This window comes from Cytophaga sp. FL35 (genome assembly GCF_014349235.1).
Taxonomy (GTDB): Bacteria; Bacteroidota; Bacteroidia; order Flavobacteriales; family Flavobacteriaceae; genus Euzebyella.
Genome location: NZ_JACSOH010000025.1, coordinates 39,189 through 60,491, shown reverse-complemented (window position 1 = coordinate 60,491; position 21,303 = coordinate 39,189). Strand labels below are relative to the sequence as shown.

Sequence of the window (21,303 nt, the reverse complement as noted above, 5' to 3'; positions counted from 1 at the left end):
CAATAAAACTGTTTAAATAAAGTTGAAAATAAATTCACTCTTTGAAATCCTCTTTCGAAATCTCAAAAAAAAGAGAAAAAAATTCCCTTAGATGCAACTTTTTTAAACTTCTGTTGTCTATTAAACTGATCAATCAAAATAATAGTCAATTATGAAATTTCTTAAATATTCCCTTCTACTTCTTTTATTTGTTGGCAACCAACAACTCTTTTCTCAGGATCAAGAGGATAATTATATAGAGTTCAATGATCGTAATAATATAGTTCATGGTGTATACCTAGGTTTTAATCTAGGTGTTGGAGAAATTGAGGATGAACCTACCTATGCTGCAGGATTAAAGCTTGCCTATGTTGCCAATCAACAATTTGAGGTTGGTTTTGCAGCAAATACTATTTATTCACGTCAAAATCTGATTTTCACCGGAAATAATAGAAGACAAGATCTTTTTGCCGTTTATGGTGGATTGCATTTAGAGCCCATTTTCTTTAGCAAAAACGTGGTTAGCCTCTCTTTTCCGGTTCTCATTGGTGGAGGTGCGGTAGGATATATTGAAAATGACTACGATGAAGATTATGATCCGGAGATAACAGAAGAAGACATAGATGCTGTTTTTGTTATTGAGCCCGGAGTTAGTGCCTTGTTCAATCTTAGCAGGTATGTTCAATTAGAGGCGGGTGTAACTTATAGGTTTAGCAGTAAAATTGAATTAGAACCAAGTCCCATCGATAGAATTAATGGTTTTACCGCCAACATCGGTATAAAAATGGGAATTTTTAACATGGGTAGAAATCGGTATAAAAAGAAAATATAATGAAAACCAAATCAAGCAATAGATGTGTGCACTGTCATGATGTAATTGAAACTAGACATGTGTTTAGCAAAAACAATCAAGTATTTTTGAAATCCTCCGATTTATTATCAAACGATTGGTCACCAATTAACTTTCAATGGATTCCTGTCATTAAAATGCAGGAACAATTGGATATTACCTAAAATTTTAATCATCTACATTTCTATTCAAGAAATTACAAATCAATCAAAAAAAATGAAAACAAAATCAATTATTTTATTCGCCTTTGGACTCCTGTTAACTTTATCTTCATGTGATTATGAACATGTTCGGGCAGACGATGAAATCACCACAAGGAACCTAACCATGTCCGGTTTTAGCGGACTGGAAGTAGGTAATGCGTTTGATGTTTATATCACTTTTTCGGATGCGGAGGAGGAAGTAATCATTGAAGCAAATGACAATTTGCATGACCGAATTATTGTTGCTAGGGAAGGCGATCAATTAAGTATAAAACTCAAAAAGTTTACTACCATAAAAGGAAATGCCACTTTAAAGGCTTATATAACCACTAGCTATTTAGATGATATAGATTTAAAAGGGGCCTCAACAGTTATCATGGAAAATGCTTGGGAAGTGAATAGGGCCAAGATAGACCTTTCAGGCTCTTCTGAAATTAGGGGCGAAATTCTGTCCAATCATTTTGAAGTAGATATGAAAGGGGCATCCAAGGCAGACATTTTTGGCAATGTTGAATCGCTATATGTAGACTTGGCAGGTGCAAGTGATATGAGAGATTATGATCTTATTGCCAAGCGACTCAACATTGACCTGAGTGGAGCAAGTGAGGCTTTTCTAACCGTTTCGGAATCCATAGATATTGAAGCTTCTGGAGCAAGTGTTCTCAACTACAAAGGCGATGCAGTTACGTATCATAAGGAACTTAAAGGGGCTTCAAGGTTAAAAAACCGAAACTAAAAATTGTCGTCATTTAACTATTTGTGCCGTTTTTGCAATTCTGCTTCTATGTCTTTTAAGCTGAAACCTTTGGCTTGCAAGAGTATTAGATAGTGAAATAGCAAATCGGCACTTTCGTATAAAAACAAATCGTCATTATCGTCTTTGGCTTCAATGACTGTTTCTACAGCTTCTTCCCCTACTTTTTGGGCTATTTTGTTAATGCCTTTTTTGAATAAAGAAGCCACATAAGACTTTTCGGAATCTGCTGAAGCCTTTCTTTGCGCAATAACCTTTTCCAATTGGGAAAAGAAACCAAAACTTACTTCATTTTCTTCGTGCCAACACGTATCCGTACCTGTATGGCAAGTAGGCCCTACGGGATTGACCATCACTTTAAGGGTATCGTTGTCACAATCTACTTTAATGTCAACAAGGTTTAAAAAGTTACCGCTTTCCTCCCCTTTGGTCCACAATCTTTCTTTACTTCGGCTATAAAAAGTAACCTTTTTCGTTTCAATGGTCTTCTTGTAGGCTTCCTCGTTCATATACCCCAACATCAAAACACTTTTAGTGTTTGCATCTTGGATAATTGCGGGTACCAATCCGTTGGTGTCTTTTTTAAAATCTATCTTCATTACAATCTTCTCTTTTAAATATGTTGGGGCACACCTTCCATTTTCATGAGATATATGGGAAAGCCCAAACTCTCTTCTTTATTAAAAATGCTGAGTCCGAATTTTTGGTACAGCTTTACATTATTTTCATTGGCGGCATCCACAATTACAGGAAGTTTGGTATCCCTAAATTCCTTATAAACCTGCAATATCAATTTGGGAGCTGTGACTCCGCCTTTGTATTCTTGCTTAACGGCAAAAATCATGGGGCGGATGTACGGAGTTTTTGGATAATTCCTTTGAATGACCTTTTGCCTTTCCAATACCTTTGATACCCTTTCAATACCTATACACTTAAAAGCCAAACGTAGCGTAGAGAACAATTTTCCAAATGAAAATGTATCTCGGTTACTATAGGTAAGCAAAAGACAACTTGCCCTATTATCAGAAATACACACGTATCCCGTACGGTACGACTTGTCGAATAAATATTCCATCAGCACACGCATCCGTTGCTTTCGTTTGGCATCTTGCTTTACTACAAAATTGATAGAACTATCATCATGTATGGGTTCAAAGGCGTCCATTAAGATGTCTACCACTAAGTCTCTGTCTTCTTTGGTTGCTTTTATCAATTGTATTCTTTTTACTTAATCATCAGGATAAATTTTCCCAACAATGCTCAAGTTGCCACTTTAAAAAAGTGCATCTGGCTTGGGAATTAAGGTTACATCCTAACGGGAATTCCTTCTTCCTTTAATTCCTTTTTTAAATCTCCAATACCTATTTCCTTAAAATGAAAAACGCTGGCAGCCAATGCTGCATCTGCCTTTCCTTCTTTAAATGTATCTGTAAAATGCACTACTTTCCCTGCTCCTCCCGAAGCTATTATTGGAATATTCAACTCTTGGGAAAGTTTGGCCAAGGCCTCATTGGCAAAACCATCTTTGGTACCATCGTGGTCCATGGATGTAAATAAAATTTCTCCGGCTCCGCGCTCTTCCACTTCTTTGGCCCATTCAAACAACTTGCGTTCCGTGGGTACCTTTCCTCCTACCAAGTGCACGATCCACTCCCCCTCTATTTGCTTGGCATCAATGGCCACCACTATACATTGGGAGCCAAATTTAGCCACCAAATCATTGATCAATTGTGGATTTTTTACGGCGGATGAATTGATGGAAACTTTATCCGCTCCATTTTGAAGCAGGACATCCACATCTTCCACAGACGAAATTCCACCACCAACGGTAAAGGGAATGTTTATTTTTTCTGCAACCCTATATACAAGGTCTGCCAAGGTTTTTCGTTTTTGCTCAGTAGCGGAAATATCCAGAAAAACCAATTCGTCCGCTCCCTCTTTGCTATAAATTTCAGCAAGTTCCACGGGGTCACCTGCATCACGAAGGTCAACAAAATTGACACCTTTTACAGTTCTTCCGTCTTTAATATCCAAGCAAGGTATAATTCTCTTTGCCAGCATTGTTTCTCTTCTAATTTATCGAAAAGGATGGTTTTTTCAGCCGATTTTTAATTCAAAAGCCCCCAAATTAATAACAAATTTGAAATCTAGTCGCACACCTAAAGTGTTTTTTCTTCTTTTTTAAGCACCATGTTCCAAAACAAATCCTTCCAATTGCTTCAAAGAAATTTTATTTTCATAAATGGCCTTCCCAATAATAGTCCCCTCACAACCCATTTCCGCTAATTTTGGGAGTTCATCAAAAGTTGAAATTCCACCAGAAGTAATCAATTTTACCTCTTCACACTCGCCCAAAATTCTATTGTAGAGTTCAAATGACGGCCCTTGAAGCATACCATCTTTGGAAATATCGGTACAGATAACATAGGAAACCCCTTCTTTCTGATAGCCTTGAATAAAAGGAATAAGCTCTTCATTGGATTCTTCTTGCCAACCGGACACAGCAATTTTTTCATCCATGGCATCCGCGCCAAGGATAATCTTATCTGCTCCGAATTTTCGTAACCAATTCACAAAAGTATTGCGGTCCTTAACGGCTATACTCCCGCCAGTTATCTGGTTGGCCCCGCTCTCAAAGGCTATTCGAAGGTCCTCATCGGATTTTAGTCCACCCCCAAAATCAATTTTCAAACTAGTTTTGGTGGCAATTTGTTCCAAGATTTTATGATTGACAATATGTTTGGACTTTGCACCATCTAAATCTACCAAGTGCAAATACTCAATGCCATGATCCTCATAGGCTTTCGCCATTTCCAAAGGGTTTTCATTATATACTTTTTTGGTATCGTAATCTCCTTTGGAAAGTCTAACACATTTACCCTCAATGATATCTATGGCAGGGATTATTCTCATTATTTTGTACTTTTTCGTTGTTCGTTGCTTCTAGTTCATCTTGGAAATGCAACAAATTGATTATACTAACACTAATTGGATTTTATGCCTAAAAAGTTTTTCAATATCTGTTCGCCCACTTCGCTACTTTTTTCTGGGTGAAACTGAACCCCATAAAAGTTATCTTTTTTCAAAGCGGCGCTGTAGGCCACATCATATTCTGAAGTAGCAATGGTCTCATCACAGAGCGGAGCGTAAAAACTATGTACCAAGTAAATGTGTTCCTTGTCGTTAACCTTATCGAATAGTCCACTTTTTAATGAGGTTATCTGGTTCCATCCAATTTGTGGCACTTTTACATTTTTTGAAAAGCGAATTACATCCACATCAAAAATACCTAACCCACTGGTGTTGCCTTCTTCAGATTTATTGCACATAAGCTGCATTCCCAAACATATACCTAAGACCGGTTGTTTTAATTCGGGAATCAATGCTTGCAAACCACTTGAGTTTAACATTTTCATAGCACTGCTGGCCTCCCCTACGCCTGGAAAAATGACCCTGTCCGCACTATTAATTTCTTCTGGGTCATCACTCAAAACGGCCGTATGCCCTAAGCGTTGAATGGCAAATTTTATACTTTGTATATTTCCTGCGCCGTAATTGATAATTACAATTTTCATTTATTTGGTATTGAGTATCAAGTGATGAGTACAGAGCAAATATTAAAAATCAAATACTTTGTACTCACTACTGTTTAAAGCATTCCCTTGGTACTGGGAAGCACCATTTTTTCAGTATCCCTTTTTACGGCCATTTTTATGGACTTGGCGAAAGCCTTAAAAATCGCTTCTATTTTGTGGTGTTCATTGGTGCCTTCGGCTTTTACATTAAGATTGGCCTTGGCCCCATCAGTAAACGATTTAAAGAAATGATGGAACATTTCAGTAGGCATGTCCCCCACCATTTCACGATTGAATTGAGCTTCCCAAACCAACCAATTCCTTCCTCCAAAATCGATAGCTACTTGGGCAAGACAATCATCCATGGGCAAACAAAAGCCATACCTCTCAATACCCAATTTATTGCCAAGGGCTTGGGCAAAAACCTCCCCAAGGGCAATTCCTGTATCTTCAATGGTGTGGTGTTCATCTACTTCTAAATCACCATCTACTTTTATAGTCAAATCCATTTGTCCATGTCTGGCCAATTGGTCTAACATGTGATCAAAAAATGCAAGTCCCGTTTTAATATCACTCTTTCCGGTACCGTCTAGGTTTAAATCAATGAAAATATCGGTTTCATTGGTTTTTCTTCGGATGCTTCCCGTACGGTCCTTCAGCTTTAAAAACTCATATATCTTCTGCCAGTCATTGCTTTCCAAGGCGATATAATCATCCAACTCCTCCCGTTTTACGGTGATTTCACCTGTTCCCAAGTTGGTTTGGTCATTGATAAAAATACCTTTTCCGCCCAGGTTTTTGGCCAATTCCACGTCGGTCAATCGGTCGCCAATGACAAAAGAGTTTTCCAAATCGTATTCCTCTGAAAAATAATCCGTAAGCAAGCCAGTACCTGGTTTTCTGGTATTGGCATTCTCGTGGGGAAAGGTCTTATCAATAAAAACTTTATCAAAAACAACTCCCTCGTTTTCAAAGGCTTTCATTATAAAATTATGTACGGGCCAAAAAGTATCTTCCGGAAAGGCATCAGTACCTAAACCATCTTGATTGGTTATCATTGCCAACTCATAATCCAATTCTTTGGCAATTTTGCCCAGCCAAGTAAATACCTTGGGGTAGAACACCATTTTATCAAAGGCGTCTATTTGTTCGTCTACTGTCTCTTTTATGATGGTACCATCACGATCTATAAAGAGGACTTTTTTCTTCATTTACTCAAACTTTTAAGTGCTGTCACCAGCTTTATATTTTCATCTTTTGTCCCAATAGTAAGTCTTAGGGTATTTTCACAAAGCGGTTGCGTACTTCTATTTCTCACAACAACACCTAATTGCAACAATTCATTGTAGCGTTTTGTGGCGTCATCTACTTTTACAAGAATAAAATTGGCATCAGAAGGATAAATTTCTGTTACGAAATCTACTTGAGGCAGAACGCTCAGCAATAACCTTTTCTGCTCCAAAATTTCATTTACTTCGGATAGAATTCTTGCGGGATTGGAAACCCGTTTCAAGGCATGGGCCTGGGTAAGCTCATTAACATTATAAGGGGGCTTAATTTTATTCAGAACAGAAATGATTTCTCTGGAAGATATACATATTCCCAATCGGATACCTGCCATTCCATATGCCTTTGAAAGGGTCTGGGTTACCACTAAATTCTCGAAATCATCCAATCTGCTTGTCCACGACATCTGATTGGAAAAGTCAATATAGGCTTCATCAACAATCACCAAACCGTCAAAATTATTCAGTATTTCTTCGATTGCTTCGGTCTTGAAACTATTTCCCGTTGGGTTGTTTGGTGAACAGATAAAAATGATCTTTGTGTTCTCATCTACCTTGTTCAAGATTTCCGAAACATGTGGTTGAAAATCGGTAGTTAGTAGTACTTCCCTATTTTCAATATTATTGATATCCGCCAGTACCTTATACATACCGTAAGTGGGTGGCAATGTGATAATATTGTCCTTACTAGGCTCACAAAATGCACGGAATAATAGGTCCAAAACTTCATCACTACCATTTCCTAAAAGAATATGGAGCGTACTTATCTTTTTTTGCTCTGCCAACACCGATTTTAAGTTTCGCTGCTGTGGATCGGGATACCGGTTTACCCCGTTCTCGAAGGGATTCTCATTGGCATCCAAAAAAATCATTCGCGAACCATCGCTCACGTACTCATCACGCGCAGAAGAATAGGGTTTTAATCCCTTTACGTTTTCCCTTGTGATATTTTCTAAACTAAAGCTCATTTGCCTTTCTTATTATTTCGCTAGACTTTTTAGCCGTAAGGTTACGGCATTTTTGTGTGCTTCCAAACCTTCGGCAGCTGCCATTAACTCTATTGCTTCGCCAATTTCTTGTATGCCCTCTGCCGATATTTTTTGAAAAGTCATACTCTTCATAAAACTATCCAAATTTACTCCACTATACTGTTTGGCATATCCATTAGTAGGCAAGGTGTGATTGGTACCCGATGCATAATCTCCTGCACTTTCAGGGGTATAATTGCCAATAAAGACCGAACCTGCATTATGAATTTGATCAATAAAATAATTCTCGTTCTCTACACAAACAATATAATGCTCTGGACCGTACACATTAATCAGTGCTGCAGCTGTTTCGTCATCCGAAACATAGATAAGTCTGCTATTGTCAATAGCTTTTTGGGCGATGTCCTTCCTGGGAAGTTTTTCTAACTGTAGAGCTACTTCTTTCTCCGTTCTTTCAATCATTTCTATGGAAGTAGAGACCAAAATCACCTGACTGTCCACACCATGCTCCGCTTGGCTCAATAAATCGGAAGCAACAAATGAGGCATTGGCACTATCATCTGCTAGTACCAATAACTCGCTGGGACCTGCAGGCATATCTATAGCCACGCCATATTTGGTGGCCAATTGCTTGGCAACGGTTACATATTGGTTGCCAGGCCCGAAAATTTTATAGACCTGAGGAATACTTTCCGTACCAAAAGTCATCCCGGCAACTGCCTGAATTCCACCTACCTTAAAAATTTGGGTAACCCCACAAAGGTGGGCCGTGTAGAGAATTGCAGGGTGAATCTTTCCTTTTTTGTTGGGGGGAGAACACAAAACAATTTCTTTGCATCCAGCAATCTTAGCAGGAATGGCCAGCATCAAAATTGTTGAAAACAAAGGAGCCGTACCTCCAGGAATGTAAAGTCCCACTTTCTGAATGGGTCTTTTTTCCTGCCAACATTGAACACCGGGAGCCGTTTCTAAAGAAACTCTGTCCGTAGCCTGTGCTTGGTGAAAAGCCTCAATATTCTTTTTTGCCAGTTGAATGGCATTTTTTAGGTCTTCAGAAATAACTGTACTTGACTCCGCAATCTCTTCTTTTGTAACCAATAGGTTTTCTACCAAAACCCCATCGAACTTCTCGGTATATTTTTGAAGTGTTTGGTCCCCGTTTTCTTTTACTTCCGTAAAAATAGCTTCTACAGTATCTTCAATATCCGCTAAGGTTTGCGTGGGTCTTTTTAAAACTTCACCCCAGATACTCCGGTCCGGATTGTATATCTTGTTCATTTTTAACGTAATTTTTTTTGGTAGTGATAACCAATAGGTTTGTAACCCAAATTGGACCAAAATTTGTTTCCACCCTCATTCTCTATATAACAATTAAGCTCGGAAGCCTCACAGCCTTGCTCCTTAGCGTAATTAAGAATCCATTCCACCAACTGATTTCCTAGACCCTGGCCCTGATATCCTTTTTTTAAATACACATTGTCCAATTCTACATGTTTACCAACGTAGTACTTGATCAATATCCAAATCCCAGAAATACCAATTAATTTTTCGCCGTCATAGATTCCGGCACAATGGTAGTTATGGGCTATCATTTCTTTTTGCCGGCTTCTTAGAATTTCTTCCGTTATATGCGGATTCAATTCTCGTAAGAGTGGAATGGTGACTTCCAATTGGTATTGTGGTATGATTCGGATTTGGTACACTATAAAACCATTTTCTCAATGGGGCACACCAAGATACCTTCCGCTCCAGCTTCTTTCAACTCACCGATCACATCCCAAAATTTCTCTTTGTTGATTACGGTATGTACAGAGCTCCAACCTTCTTCTGCCAAGGGCAAAACGGTAGGGCTGCGCATGCCCGGCAAAAGCGCTAAAATAGCATCTAATTTATCATTGGGAGCGTTTAAAAGTACATATTTGGACTGGCGTGCCTGTAAAACCGATTGAATCCTAAATTGCAATTTCTTAAGGATTTCTTTTCGTTCTTGGGAAATTTGAGGACTTACGGCCAAAACCGCTTCGCTGGTCAACATCACCTCTACCTCTTTGAGGTTGTTTTTAAAAAGCGTACTGCCGCTGGAAACTATATCGCAAATGGCATCAGCAAGACCAATATTTGGAGCGATTTCCACAGATCCGTTGATAATGTGTAAATCTGCTTTAACCCCGTGTTTATCCAAATACATGTTAACGGTGTTGGGGTACGATGTTGCAATACGCTTCCCTTCAAAATCGTGAACCGATTTATATTTTACGGATTTTGGTACCGCCAAACTCACTTTACATTTAGAAAAGCCTAATTTCTCAACAATATCAATGTCCTCCCCTTTTTCAATAAGAACATTTTCTCCGATAATGGCAATATCAACTACCCCATCCCGCAAATATTGCGGAATATCCCCATTACGTAAATAGAAAACCTCCATTGGAAAATTACGAGCGGAAGCCTTTAACTGATCCTTCCCATTGTCTATGGAGATACCACAGTTCTGCAAAATAAGTAGGGAATCTTCATTCAACCTTCCCGATTTCTGAATAGCAATTCTAAGTTTTGTCATTTTCTACTCTGTTGTGTTCAAATTTTGTCACTTATTCTAAAAAGAAAACCCGTTTGATTTCTCAAACGGGTCGTAAATATGTTGTAACACTACAATACATTATTACCTCGCTTGAGAGCAAGTGCAAAAATGATGATGTGTGTTTCTGTATTTCATTACGCTCGTAAAATTAAAACTTAATTTTTACCGTACAAATTTATTTTAGTTATTTCCCAAAATCAAAGGAAGTCCGCTTTCACCAGAACCAACCACGACTACTTTGGCATTGGGCGATTTTGAAAGTTCTAGCGTTGCATCAATACCCTTATCCTGCAAAATTTTATCTGTCAAGGAGGCACTTAAAATTCGGTTGGCATCTGCCTTACCTTGGGCTTCAATACGTACTTTTTCCGCTTCCTTTTCAGCCGTCACCAATCGGAATTCGTATTCCAAAGATTCTTGCTCTTGCTTTAATTTACGCTCAATAGCTTCCTTTATGGTGGTAGGTAGCGTTACATCTCTCACCAAAATTTCATTTAATTGAATGTACTGGCCATCCACAATTTTTTTGGTCTCTTCAAAAATTTCACGTTGAATGGCATCCCTTTTACTGGAGTACAATTGTTCTGGGGTGTACCGCCCTACTACACTACGTGCCGCCGAACGAATAGCAGGCAGTAAAATGCGCTCTTTATACATCTCGCTCTTCTCCTTATGCAGCCTTCCTAAATCCTCATATTTAGGCTGAAACCAGGTTGAGGCCTCTAGTTGAATGTCTAGTCCGTTGCTGGAAAGCACTTTCATTTTTTCGTATACTTCTTGTTGGCGCACCTCGTAAACGAATACTTTGTTCCAAGGCGCTACAATATGAAAACCTTCACCCAAAGGAGGTTCATCGGTAACCACACCGCCCGAAAAGGTTTTATAAAGCACGCCTGCCTCCCCGGAACCTATGGTTACCGCAGATTTTGATATAATGATTACAAGTACAATTAATGCGAATATCGCCGGAAGGGCGATTTTTGGTAATTTATCCATGAGTCAAGTTTAGATTAATCCTATATATTTTCTAATAAACCACTCCGCCGCCAAGGAAATAGCTATGATGACCAGCAGTATTTGAAAATCTATCAAAGATACGATATTTTGACTGCTAACTTGGGTGGGCACCAAGCGCTGGTCATTACTTAAAGTATCTTTTAAAGCCTCCAATTCTTTTGGAAAATAAAGATTCCCATTGTTACGTTCAGAAAGTCTTTGTAGCTTTTTATAATTGGTAGACAGGAACTGCTTTTCTATATCAAAATCCAAGATGGTAAAACTACCTGATTTGCTTAAATTTTCATTTTTCACCGAAACGGTAAAGTCATACTTTCCCGGTTTTAAATTGCTTAAATCCGCCTCGTAATACTTATTTTTGAGAAGCATGGGAATTTCCTGTTTGAATTTTCCATCTGCATTCTTTAAGGAAATATTCAGGTTTGCATCGGCATTAAAGACAAAAGTATTATCAAAATAAGATGCACCAATTTTAGCCTCCCTACTTCCTTCAAAAACAGTTTCGTAGTCCAAGGTAAGGCGCTCCTTGGCCTTATTACTGGCTAAGAAAAGAACGAGCTTACCAATAAATTCGTCAAAGCGTTCAAAATTTTTATCTGCCCGGTACGTTTGCATTCGCCATTTCCAAAGACCTGCACCATAAAAAACCGCCTGTCTTTTTTTTCCTTCGTTATAAAGAGTCAATAGTGGCTCATCAATTTCTACTCCTTTAACCGTTTGCCCAATTAACGTTTCAGATTCCGTAAAGTCTACCACTTCTCCCAGATTACTTTCAATTGGCGGATAGTCGTCCACCGAAAAATCGTCCAAACTAAATAGGGTAAATCCTGAATTTAATACAGGGCTCACTTCCTCGGTTTGATCATAACTATTTTTTGAAAATGAGTTTTGGGCTTGATTGATGAAATCCCAATCGGTTTCACTGCCAGTAACGGTAAAAACGTTGGTGTTGGATTTTTCCACAAACTCATAAATGGGTTTAAACTGTGGAGTGGGCTGATAGAGTATGAACAAATCTACGTTTTGCATTTTTTCTGAACTTACGGAAGATGATACTAAAGAAACTGAACGTTGTTCATTACTTTCTATGGCTTTTTTTAGTGCAGCAATGTCTGGATGAACCATATCAGAAACTAAAAGGATATTGGTCTTTTCATCAACAACCTCTACGGCCACTTCCCTCTTATTGTTGGTTGTATTTTTCTCACTGGGAAGCTCTTGAACCGAAGCAACCACATTTTTTAATCCTATGGAACTGGCTTTAATAAAATTGGTAACAACCTTACTGTTGGAAATACCATCTAATTTTAATTGTTGGCTCTTTACTGTGTTTCCATCTACAGAGATCGATAATTCTGCGTTTATAGCTTTATCTCCCGAATAGTCAACAAAAATCTCAATAGGAAACTGGTTGTTTAAAAAGGCGAATTTATTGGCATTTATTTGTGAAATGGCCAAATCTTCATAGGTTGTTGTATCCCCTACTGCAACTGAAAATACGGACATTTGATTTCCCGTCTTAAAATAATCGAAATCTTGACCAACAGTCTGGTTCCCATCTGAAAACAGCACCGTAACCGCATTACTATTGGCAAAAATTTCATTTATGGATTCTAGTGCCTTGTTGATATTGGTTTCGTTTTGAGCAAATTTTAAACTGTCCGATGAAAGGTCCTTTCCAAAACCGTATGTGTGGAGATTAAATCTTTTGGAAATTCTGTCATCATTCCCAAAAGTGTTTACAGATTTTTTTAGAAATGAAGAATCATTTGCAATCGAAGTACTTTCATCCAACAATAGTATCAAATTAGCTTTCTCCGTGGTATATTGGTTTTTTACCAATTTTGGGTTGATAAGTAAAAGGAGAATTCCAAAAATCGTTATAAAACGTAAAAAAGAGAGCACCCAACCGGTTTGCCCTCTTTTTTTTTGAACATTAAAATACTGGAATAGAACGATTCCTAAAGCAATAATAACGGCCAAAAGAATAAGAAGAACTGTTTGAATCTGCATGAAATAATCAGTTTTTCAGTTATAGGCCGATGCGCTTTTTTAGAAATCTATTTATCTTTTTTTAGGTTAGCATACCTCCATCTACATTCAGGACCTGACCCGTTACATAGGCGGACAAATCCGAAGCAAAAAACAAACAGGCATTGGCGATATCCTCTGGAGATCCACCTCTCTTAAGCGGAATACCATCTCTCCATCCCTGAACGGTTTTTTCATCCAATTTTTCGGTCATTTCAGTTTCAATGAATCCGGGGGCAATGGCATTGCATCGTATATTTCTTGAGCCTAACTCCAATGCAACAGATTTTGTAAATCCTATCATACCAGCCTTGGAAGCGGCGTAATTGGTTTGTCCGGCATTTCCCTTGACACCAACTACACTGCTCATGTTTATAATTGACCCCTTGCGTTGTTTTAGCATAGTACGCTGCACAGCCTTGGTCATGTTAAAGACCGATTTCAAGTTAATTTCGATTACACTATCAAAATCAGCTTCTGACATTCTCATCAAAAGATTGTCTTTGGTTATACCGGCGTTATTTACAAGTACATCAATGGAACCAAAATCAGCAAGAACATCCGCCACTAACTTTTCAGCAGCTTCAAAACTTGCAGCATTACTTTTATACGCCTTGGCTTTTACGCCCAATTCATTTAATTCCTTTTCCAAAGCCTTTGCAGGAGCCTCACTAGAGCTATAGGTAAAAGCTACATTGGCACCTTGCTCCCCAAATACTTTGGCTATACCTGTGCCTATTCCTCTACTTGCTCCAGTAACGATAGCTACTTTTCCTTCTAATAATTTCATGCTAATTAATGTTTTCTAGGTCTTAGTATCAAATATAAGTTTTGTTTGTGCAAGAACGATAAAAAAATCCCGTTTCCGATATTTCGAAAACGGGACCTATCTTATAAAGAAAGGGATTAACCCAAAACCTCTTTTACTTTTTTACCGATCTCAGCAGGGGAATCCACCACGTGTATACCATGCTCTCTCATAATTTTCTTTTTGGCTTGAGCCGTATCATCACTACCGCCAACAATGGCTCCAGCATGCCCCATAGTTCTTCCGGCAGGTGCCGTTTCACCGGCAATAAAGCCTACAACAGGCTTTTTACTTCTACTTTCTTTGTACCACTTGGCGGCGTCTGCCTCTAGCTGACCACCAATTTCACCGATCATCACCACACATTCGGTATCCGGGTCGTTGATCAACAACTCCAAGGCTTCTTTTGTTGTTGTACCAATGATTGGGTCTCCACCAATACCAATTGCAGTGGTGATACCTAATCCTTGACGTACAACTTGGTCTGCTGCCTCATAAGTCAAGGTACCTGACTTGGATACAATACCCACATTTCCTTGCTTGAATACAAATCCTGGCATGATACCTACTTTAGCTTCCCCCGGGGTAATTACACCCGGACAGTTAGGTCCTACCAAACGGCAATCCTTATCTTGAATGTAATTATAGGCCTTAACCATATCTGCCACAGGGATACCCTCCGTAATCGTAATAATTACTTTAATTCCTGCATTAGCAGCTTCCATAATAGCATCAGCGGCAAATGCGGGTGGAACAAAAATGATGGTGGTGTCCGCACCAACTTTTTCTACAGCCTCCGCAACTGTATTAAAAACAGGCTTACCCAAATGCTCCTGACCACCTTTGCCAGGTGTTACACCTCCTACTACGTTGGTGCCATAATCAATCATTTGACCCGCGTGAAAAGTACCTTCACTACCGGTAAAACCCTGTACAATGATTTTGGAATCTTTATTTACTAAAACGCTCATGTTTTATGGAATTCGTTAATCGTTATTATTCTTTTTGTTATGATCATTCATAATGGTTGCCAACAAAAATATGGGATTGGCTTCGATTTCTAAAGGATTACCCGTCTAATTTCTTCAATATTTCCGGAATCTTTTTAACATAGGCAAGTTGCTTAAGCTTATCTCGGGATTCCTCAATGGGTGTTCCAAAATAACTTTTGCCTCCAGCCACCGATTTTGTTACTCCCGTTTGTCCCATGATGACGGCTTTTTTTCCAATAGTTATCCCACTATTAGTTCCTACTTGTCCCCATAAGGTCACTTCGTCCTCGATGATTACACAGCCCGCAATACCCGTTTGGGAAGCAATCAGGCACTTTTCTCCAATTACGGTATCGTGACCTACATGCACTTGGTTGTCCAGTTTTGAACCTCTCTTAACGGTAGTATCTCCCGTTACCCCTTTGTCTATGGTACATAGAGCGCCAAGCTCAACATCATCCTCAATTACGACCCTACCCCCAGAAATTAATTTATCAAAGCCCGTTTCCCTATTTTTGTAGTAAAAAGCATCACCGCCTAGAACCGTTCCGGCATGGATGATTACATTGTTCCCTATGACACAATTATCATAGATAGTTACATTAGGATGGATAAGACAATTATCTCCTATGGACACATTGTTCCCTATAAAAACATTAGGTTGTACGATAGTGTTCAATCCAATTTTGGCGGAGGAAGCAATTGCATTCAATGCCTTTTCAAAAGGCTTGAAATAATTGGTAAGCATATTGAAATCCCTAAAAGGATCATCGGAAATAAGCAGTGCCTTACCATTAGGACAATCCACCTCTTTATTGATAAGAACTATGGTCGCCTTGCTTCCCAAAGCTTTGTCATAGTATTTTGGATGATCAACAAAAACAATATCTCCCTGCTCAACTACATGTATTTCATTCATACCCAGAACAGGAAAATCATCTGCACCCACGTAGGCACAATCAATGATAGCAGCAATTTGCTTTAAGGTATGGGCTACAGGAAATTTCAATGATATTACGTTTTGATTGAAATTATTCCTTTACACGCTCCATGTAAGAGCTACTGGAAGTGTCTATTTTAATTTTGTCTCCCTCATTGATGAATAAAGGTACATTTACCTCTGCCCCGGTTTCCACTTTGGCAGGTTTGGTAGCATTGGTAGCAGTATTTCCTTTTACGCCGGGTTCCGTATATGTTACTTCAAGAACAACACTCGCAGGCATATCTACCGATAAAGGCATACTATCCTCCGTATTGAAAAGGATGGTTACTACTTCTCCCTCCTTTAAGAGACCAGGATTATCCAAGGCACTTTCTTGTAAGGTTATTTGGTTATAGTCATCCGTATTCATAAAGTGGTAGGTTTCCCCTTCCGCATACAAAAATTGGTAAGAACGCGTTTCAACGCGTACATCTTCAATTTTATGACCAGCAGAAAAGGTATTATCCAAAACTTTACCATTACTCACACTTTTCAGTTTTGTCCTTACAAAAGCTGGTCCCTTTCCGGGTTTAACGTGAAGAAACTCAATAATTTTATAGATGTCGTTATTGTATCTAATACAAAGTCCTTTTCTAATGTCTGATGTTGATGCCATATATTCTTTGGTCTAAGTTGTTTTTTAAAAGGCCTTTTATAGTGCCTAAAATTAATTGTTGCTAAAATACCCTTTCATTATACCACGTTGCGAATCACGAATAAACTGAAGAATTTCGTCTCGCTCTGGAGTGGCTTCCATTTCGGCCTCTATAATCTGCGTGGCCTGGGTATTATTATAATTCTTTTGATATAGAATTCTGTAGATATTCTGAATTTCCCTAATTTTTTCAGATTCAAACCCTCTTCGCCTCAATCCAACGGAGTTTATTCCCACATAGGATAGCGGTTCACGTGCCGCCTTTACGAAGGGAGGTACATCCTTACGAACTAAGGACCCACCAGTAACAAATGCGTGCTGACCAACGGAAACAAATTGATGCACTGCAACCAACCCGGCCAATATAACATTGTCTCCAATTGTCACATGCCCCGCTAAAGTGGAGTTGTTAGAGAAAATACAATTATCTCCTACTAAACAGTCGTGAGCAACGTGGCAATACGCCATGATAAGGCAATTTTTACCTATCACGGTTTTATTTCGGTCCGATGTACCCTTATGGATGGTAGCGCACTCTCTAATAGTCGTTCCATTTCCAATATTTACGGTTGTCTCTTCTCCCTTATATTTTAAATCTTGCGGGGGCGCCGAAATTACTGCGCCAGGAAAAATATTGCAGTTCTTTCCAATTCTGGCGCCTTCCATTATGGTAACATTAGAACCGATCCAAGTACCTTCACCGATTGTTACATTGTTATGAATGGTGGTAAAAGGCTCTACTACCACATTTTTAGCAATTTTAGCTCCTGGATGTATGTAAGCGAGGGGTTGGTTCATACTATTTTACTTTAGAAATTTGCGCCATTAATTCCGCTTCGCATACTAATTTATTATTGGCATAAGCATAGGCTTGCATATGACATATTCCCCTTCTTATAGGTGAAATTAAACTACAATGGAATATTAAGGTATCTCCCGGAAGTACTTTTTGTTTGAACTTTACGTTATCCATTTTCATAAAGAACGTAAGATAATTTTCTGGATCGGGAACCGTACTTAAAACAAGTATACCACCTGTTTGCGCCATTGCCTCTACCTGCAGAACTCCCGGCATTACGGGAGCCCCCGGAAAGTGCCCAACAAAAAAGGGCTCGTTCATGGTCACATTTTTCATTCCAACTACATGTGTATCGGACAATTCCAAGATACGGTCCACCAATAAAAATGGAGGACGATGGGGAAGCATGGACATGATTTTATGCACATCCATCAGCGGCGGTTGGTCCAAATCATATTTAGGAATCCTATTTCTCTTTTCCATTTTAATGATTTTGGCCAACTTTTTCGCAAATTGGGTATTTACATAGTGGCCTGGCTTATTCGCAATCACCTTACCTTTAATTCTTGTTCCCGCCAGTGCAAGGTCTCCTACAACATCCAACAGTTTATGTCTTGCCGCTTCATTAGGCTGATGCAAAGTAAGATTGTCTAAAATGCCGTTTGGTTTAACCGATAATTTCTTCTTATCAAAAGCTTTTTCCAACTTCTGCATTGTTTCCGAGGAGATTTCTTTGTCCACATAAACAATAGCATTATTAAGATCGCCACCTTTAATAAGCCCGTTCTCCAACAACATTTCCAATTCATGTAGAAAACTAAAGGTTCTTGCGGAAGCTATTTCGGATTTAAAGTCGGAAAGTTTTTCCAAAGTAGCATTTTGGGTACCCAATACTTTGGTTCCAAAATCTACCATAGTGGTCACTTGATAGGTATCCGAAGGAATCACGGTTATTTCACTTCCGGTAGCTTCGTCCTTATAAGTTATTACATCTTTTACGACATATTCCTCACGTTCCGCTTCCTGCTCAACAACTCCGGCTTCTTCCAAAGACTCTACAAAAAACTTTGCCGAACCATCCATAATGGGCGGTTCCGGGGCATCAAGCTCGATAAGTACATTATCTATTTCTAGACCTGTTAGCGCTGCCAAAACATGCTCTGATGTCTGGATTTTAACTCCTCTTTTCTCAAGATTGGTACCTCTTTGAGTGTTTACGACATAGCTGGCATCTGCCTCCACAATAGGCTCGCCTTCTAAATCTACCCTCTTAAATGCGTATCCGTGATTTTCTGGTGCTGGTACAAATTTCATGGTCACCTCGGCACCGGTGTGTAGCCCCACACCTTTAAGAATAACCTCTTTCTTAATGGTTCTCTGTCTCATTCTTGTATTGCTCGCTGTATTTTTTTTCCAGTTCGTCAATTCTATTTGAAATTTTCGGTAAGTTTTTAAAGTACACGTAGGATTTATTATAATCACCATAATTTAAAGCTGGTGAGCCCTGAAGTACTTCATTGTCCTGAACATTTCTCCCTATGCCGGACTGTGCTTGAATTTTTACATTATTACCGATGGTAATATGACCCACAATGCCCACTTGACCACCGATCATGCATCTCTTTCCTATTTTGGTAGAACCTGCAATACCGGTTTGGGCCGCAATTACGGTATGCTCCCCAATTTCAACGTTATGGGCAATCTGTATTTGATTGTCCAGCTTTACCCCCTTTCTTAAAATGGTGGATCCTAGTGTAGCCCTATCGATGGTAGTACCCGCACCAACATCTACATTATCTTCCAAGATAACATTACCGGTTTGTGGTACCTTTTGAAACTCCCCATCTTTATTAGGGCTAAAGCCAAAACCATCTGCGCCAATAACCACCCCGCTATGTATAACACAATTGTTGCCAATTACAGATTCTGACTGCACTTTTGCACCGGCAAAAATGGTAACATTATCTGCAATTTTTACATTGTCCCCTATATATACGTTTGGATGGATCTTAACATTATTCCCAATAGTCACATTTGTGCCCAAATATGAAAAGGCGCCCATATAGAAGTCGTCTCCATAGGTGGCCGTTTCGGAAATAAAAACAGGTTCTTCAATACCTATTTTATTGTTTTTTACCTGATTGTAAAACTCTAGGACCTTTGAAAACGCTTCATAGGCATCTTCTACTTTTATTAAAGTGGTTTCCAGCTCTTGGTCTGGTTTAAAATCCTTATTTACAATAGTTATAGAGGCCCTAGTTGTATAAATATGTGAAGTATACTTAGGGTTTGCAAGGAAGGTTAAAGCTCCTTTTTCACCTTCTTCTATTTTAGCGAGTTTATGAACGGCTATCTCTGGATTTCCATCGAGTTCGCCCTCTAAAATTCCCGCAATCTGACCTGCCGTGAATACCATGAGCACAAAAGTAAGAAAAATTGTCAAACAGATTCTTTGGGGTAACAGATATAATATTTTGTTACGGTATTTGAAAGAGCCGTTAAATTCAATTGGTCGCTGGCCTTGGCCACATCTATCAATTTACCGTTCTTTTTTAGGATATTAATATGTTGTTTTTCCTGATCATAGGCCTTATTCTCTATTTCCCCGGAAAAGACAAAGTAAGAGGTTTCATGCTCGCTTAATCCATGTCTTCCCATAATTTTTTCAGTGTATCTTTTTAAGCGCTCACCGTCAATTGGTTTACTCTTCAACTTAACCTTTAACAATTTTCTATTGAGTAGCATGTTACACAGTTCTGAAAGAACAAAATCACCACTGTATTTCCATGTCTTAACGGCAGACAAGATATCTACATCATCAAGCTGCGCGAACATATCAAGAATTTTATGGTCAAAATGTGCTCCTCTTATTTTATTTTCCAAAAAGTATTGCAGGGGTCTGTTACAAGCCTTTAAATCTTCTTCCTTCAATATTTCCTTTGCCCTTTTTAATATCCTAATCAAAAGCTGTTCTGCAACTATACTTGTTTTGTGTAGATATACTTGCCAGTACATAAACCTTCTGGCTATCAAAAATTTTTCTACGGAGTAGATAGCCTTCTCTTCTACGACTAGATTGCCATCAACAACATTTAGCATGGATATCAATCTTTCGGAATTAATATTTCCTTCCGCCACACCGGTATAGAAGCTATCTCTCTTTAAATAATCCAACCGGTCCATATCCAATTGACTAGAGACCAATTGCACCAAAAACCTTTTGGAATGTTCCCCTTTAAATATGGCGATAGCCGTATTCAATTTTCCCTTAAACTCGGCATTCAACTCTTCCATAAACTGTAGGGAGATATATTCATGCGAGGTACCTTCTACAATACTGTGCTCCATGGCATGGGAAAATGGACCATGGCCAATATCATGAAGTAAAATGGCACAATAGAGTCCATTTTCTTCTTTTTTGGTAATCTTTACACCTTTTAACCTTAAAACCTGTACGGCCTTTTGCATGAGATGCATGCTACCCAAAGCATGATGAAATCGCGTATGATGGGCACCGGGATACACCAAATATGAAAGCCCCATTTGCGAAATTCTGCGCAACCTCTGAAAATAAGGATGGGCTATTAAATCAAAAACGAGAGGATTGGGGATAGAGATAAATCCGTAAATTGGATCATTGAAGATTTTCAATTTCCTAGAGCTTGTCAAAATAGTATTCGTTTGCCGTATTGGTAGCCAAAGTTAGGTAAAGAACCAACAATAATCAGTGGGAATATCATATTTATAAGATAATTTTAAGGTATATTTTAATCGATTTACCTTACTATTATCGTATAAAGTT

23 protein-coding genes are annotated in these 21,303 nt (G+C 38.8%); 3 read left to right on the top strand and 20 right to left on the bottom strand.

The genetic code is table 11. From position 1 onward, the window contains the following. The first annotated feature begins 151 nt into the window (after positions 1–151). From BIZ36_RS16920 to BIZ36_RS16910, 3 genes are read left to right on the top strand one after another with little or no spacing between them, the layout of a single operon-like run. Positions 152–811 (top strand): hypothetical protein, encoded by a 660-nt coding sequence (locus BIZ36_RS16920; protein WP_187459081.1) that lies wholly within the window; start codon positions 152–154, stop codon positions 809–811. Next, the gene (locus tag BIZ36_RS16915) at positions 811–993 is read left to right on the top strand and encodes a hypothetical protein (protein WP_187459080.1); all 183 of its coding nucleotides are present in this window, start codon (positions 811–813) and stop codon (positions 991–993) included. The genes BIZ36_RS16920 and BIZ36_RS16915 overlap by 1 nt, the downstream gene beginning before the upstream one ends. Positions 994–1,045: 52 nt before the next feature. Further along, the gene (locus BIZ36_RS16910) at positions 1,046–1,768 is read left to right on the top strand and encodes a head GIN domain-containing protein (protein WP_187459079.1); all 723 of its coding nucleotides are present in this window, start codon (positions 1,046–1,048) and stop codon (positions 1,766–1,768) included. A 17-nt stretch (positions 1,769–1,785) separates the two neighbouring features. Here BIZ36_RS16910 and hisIE read toward each other — a convergent pair whose 3' ends face one another. The 20 genes from hisIE to BIZ36_RS16810 form a co-directional block, all read right to left on the bottom strand. Continuing rightward, positions 1,786–2,385: a bifunctional phosphoribosyl-AMP cyclohydrolase/phosphoribosyl-ATP diphosphatase HisIE gene (gene hisIE, locus BIZ36_RS16905; RefSeq protein ID WP_187459078.1), complete on the bottom strand. Its 600-nt coding sequence runs from the start codon at positions 2,383–2,385 to the stop codon at positions 1,786–1,788. Positions 2,386–2,399: 14 nt separating this feature from the next. After that, complete coding sequence (locus tag BIZ36_RS16900; RefSeq protein ID WP_187459077.1) at positions 2,400–2,999, bottom strand: GNAT family N-acetyltransferase; 600 nt, start codon at positions 2,997–2,999, stop codon at positions 2,400–2,402. Positions 3,000–3,091: 92 nt separating this feature from the next. After that, positions 3,092–3,847 (bottom strand): imidazole glycerol phosphate synthase subunit HisF, encoded by a 756-nt coding sequence (gene hisF, locus BIZ36_RS16895; RefSeq protein ID WP_187459076.1) that lies wholly within the window; start codon positions 3,845–3,847, stop codon positions 3,092–3,094. Positions 3,848–3,967: 120 nt separating this feature from the next. After that, positions 3,968–4,699 carry a 1-(5-phosphoribosyl)-5-[(5-phosphoribosylamino)methylideneamino]imidazole-4-carboxamide isomerase gene (hisA, locus tag BIZ36_RS16890; protein WP_187459075.1) on the bottom strand — a complete coding sequence of 244 codons (732 nt, stop codon included), beginning with the start codon at positions 4,697–4,699 and terminating at the stop codon, positions 3,968–3,970. Positions 4,700–4,770: 71 nt separating this feature from the next. Next, entirely contained in the window at positions 4,771–5,361 is a 591-nt protein-coding gene (gene hisH / locus BIZ36_RS16885; RefSeq protein ID WP_187459074.1) for an imidazole glycerol phosphate synthase subunit HisH, read from the bottom strand. 74 nt (positions 5,362–5,435) lie between these two features. After that, positions 5,436–6,572, bottom strand: coding sequence for a bifunctional histidinol-phosphatase/imidazoleglycerol-phosphate dehydratase HisB (hisB, locus tag BIZ36_RS16880; RefSeq protein ID WP_187459073.1), 1,137 nt, complete (start codon positions 6,570–6,572; stop codon positions 5,436–5,438). Beyond that, entirely contained in the window at positions 6,569–7,615 is a 1,047-nt protein-coding gene (gene hisC / locus BIZ36_RS16875) for a histidinol-phosphate transaminase (RefSeq protein WP_187459072.1), read from the bottom strand. Before hisC ends, hisB begins: the two co-directional genes overlap by 4 nt. Positions 7,616–7,627: 12 nt before the next feature. Further along, positions 7,628–8,914: a histidinol dehydrogenase gene (gene hisD, locus BIZ36_RS16870; protein ID WP_187459071.1), complete on the bottom strand. Its 1,287-nt coding sequence runs from the start codon at positions 8,912–8,914 to the stop codon at positions 7,628–7,630. Between the two features lie 2 nt (positions 8,915–8,916). Beyond that, positions 8,917–9,339 carry a GNAT family N-acetyltransferase gene (locus BIZ36_RS16865; protein WP_222937447.1) on the bottom strand — a complete coding sequence of 141 codons (423 nt, stop codon included), beginning with the start codon at positions 9,337–9,339 and terminating at the stop codon, positions 8,917–8,919. Next, positions 9,339–10,196 (bottom strand): ATP phosphoribosyltransferase, encoded by an 858-nt coding sequence (gene hisG / locus BIZ36_RS16860; RefSeq protein WP_187459070.1) that lies wholly within the window; start codon positions 10,194–10,196, stop codon positions 9,339–9,341. Before hisG ends, BIZ36_RS16865 begins: the two co-directional genes overlap by 1 nt. Before the next feature lie 201 nt (positions 10,197–10,397). Further along, positions 10,398–11,213: a prohibitin family protein gene (locus BIZ36_RS16855; RefSeq protein ID WP_187459069.1), complete on the bottom strand. Its 816-nt coding sequence runs from the start codon at positions 11,211–11,213 to the stop codon at positions 10,398–10,400. Positions 11,214–11,222: 9 nt separating this feature from the next. Beyond that, entirely contained in the window at positions 11,223–13,247 is a 2,025-nt protein-coding gene (locus tag BIZ36_RS16850; RefSeq protein ID WP_187459068.1) for a vWA domain-containing protein, read from the bottom strand. Between the two features lie 61 nt (positions 13,248–13,308). After that, positions 13,309–14,055 (bottom strand): 3-oxoacyl-[acyl-carrier-protein] reductase, encoded by a 747-nt coding sequence (gene fabG, locus BIZ36_RS16845; RefSeq protein ID WP_187459067.1) that lies wholly within the window; start codon positions 14,053–14,055, stop codon positions 13,309–13,311. A gap of 116 nt (positions 14,056–14,171) precedes the next feature. Further along, the gene (gene sucD, locus BIZ36_RS16840; RefSeq protein ID WP_187459066.1) at positions 14,172–15,044 is read right to left on the bottom strand and encodes a succinate--CoA ligase subunit alpha; all 873 of its coding nucleotides are present in this window, start codon (positions 15,042–15,044) and stop codon (positions 14,172–14,174) included. 97 nt (positions 15,045–15,141) lie between these two features. After that, on the bottom strand, positions 15,142–16,074 hold the full coding sequence (locus tag BIZ36_RS16835) for a UDP-3-O-(3-hydroxymyristoyl)glucosamine N-acyltransferase (protein WP_187459065.1): 933 nt from the start codon (positions 16,072–16,074) through the stop codon (positions 15,142–15,144). Positions 16,075–16,096: 22 nt separating this feature from the next. Beyond that, positions 16,097–16,663: an elongation factor P gene (gene efp, locus BIZ36_RS16830; RefSeq protein ID WP_187459064.1), complete on the bottom strand. Its 567-nt coding sequence runs from the start codon at positions 16,661–16,663 to the stop codon at positions 16,097–16,099. Positions 16,664–16,714: 51 nt separating this feature from the next. Further along, positions 16,715–17,500 (bottom strand): acyl-ACP--UDP-N-acetylglucosamine O-acyltransferase, encoded by a 786-nt coding sequence (lpxA, locus tag BIZ36_RS16825; protein WP_187459063.1) that lies wholly within the window; start codon positions 17,498–17,500, stop codon positions 16,715–16,717. Position 17,501: 1 nt separating this feature from the next. After that, on the bottom strand, positions 17,502–18,887 hold the full coding sequence (locus BIZ36_RS16820; protein ID WP_187459062.1) for a bifunctional UDP-3-O-[3-hydroxymyristoyl] N-acetylglucosamine deacetylase/3-hydroxyacyl-ACP dehydratase: 1,386 nt from the start codon (positions 18,885–18,887) through the stop codon (positions 17,502–17,504). Next, positions 18,868–19,944 carry a UDP-3-O-(3-hydroxymyristoyl)glucosamine N-acyltransferase gene (gene lpxD, locus BIZ36_RS16815; RefSeq protein WP_353616854.1) on the bottom strand — a complete coding sequence of 359 codons (1,077 nt, stop codon included), beginning with the start codon at positions 19,942–19,944 and terminating at the stop codon, positions 18,868–18,870. Before lpxD ends, BIZ36_RS16820 begins: the two co-directional genes overlap by 20 nt. Then, positions 19,941–21,152: an HD domain-containing protein gene (locus tag BIZ36_RS16810; RefSeq protein ID WP_286174907.1), complete on the bottom strand. Its 1,212-nt coding sequence runs from the start codon at positions 21,150–21,152 to the stop codon at positions 19,941–19,943. Before BIZ36_RS16810 ends, lpxD begins: the two co-directional genes overlap by 4 nt. Between the last annotated feature and the right edge of the window lie 151 nt (positions 21,153–21,303).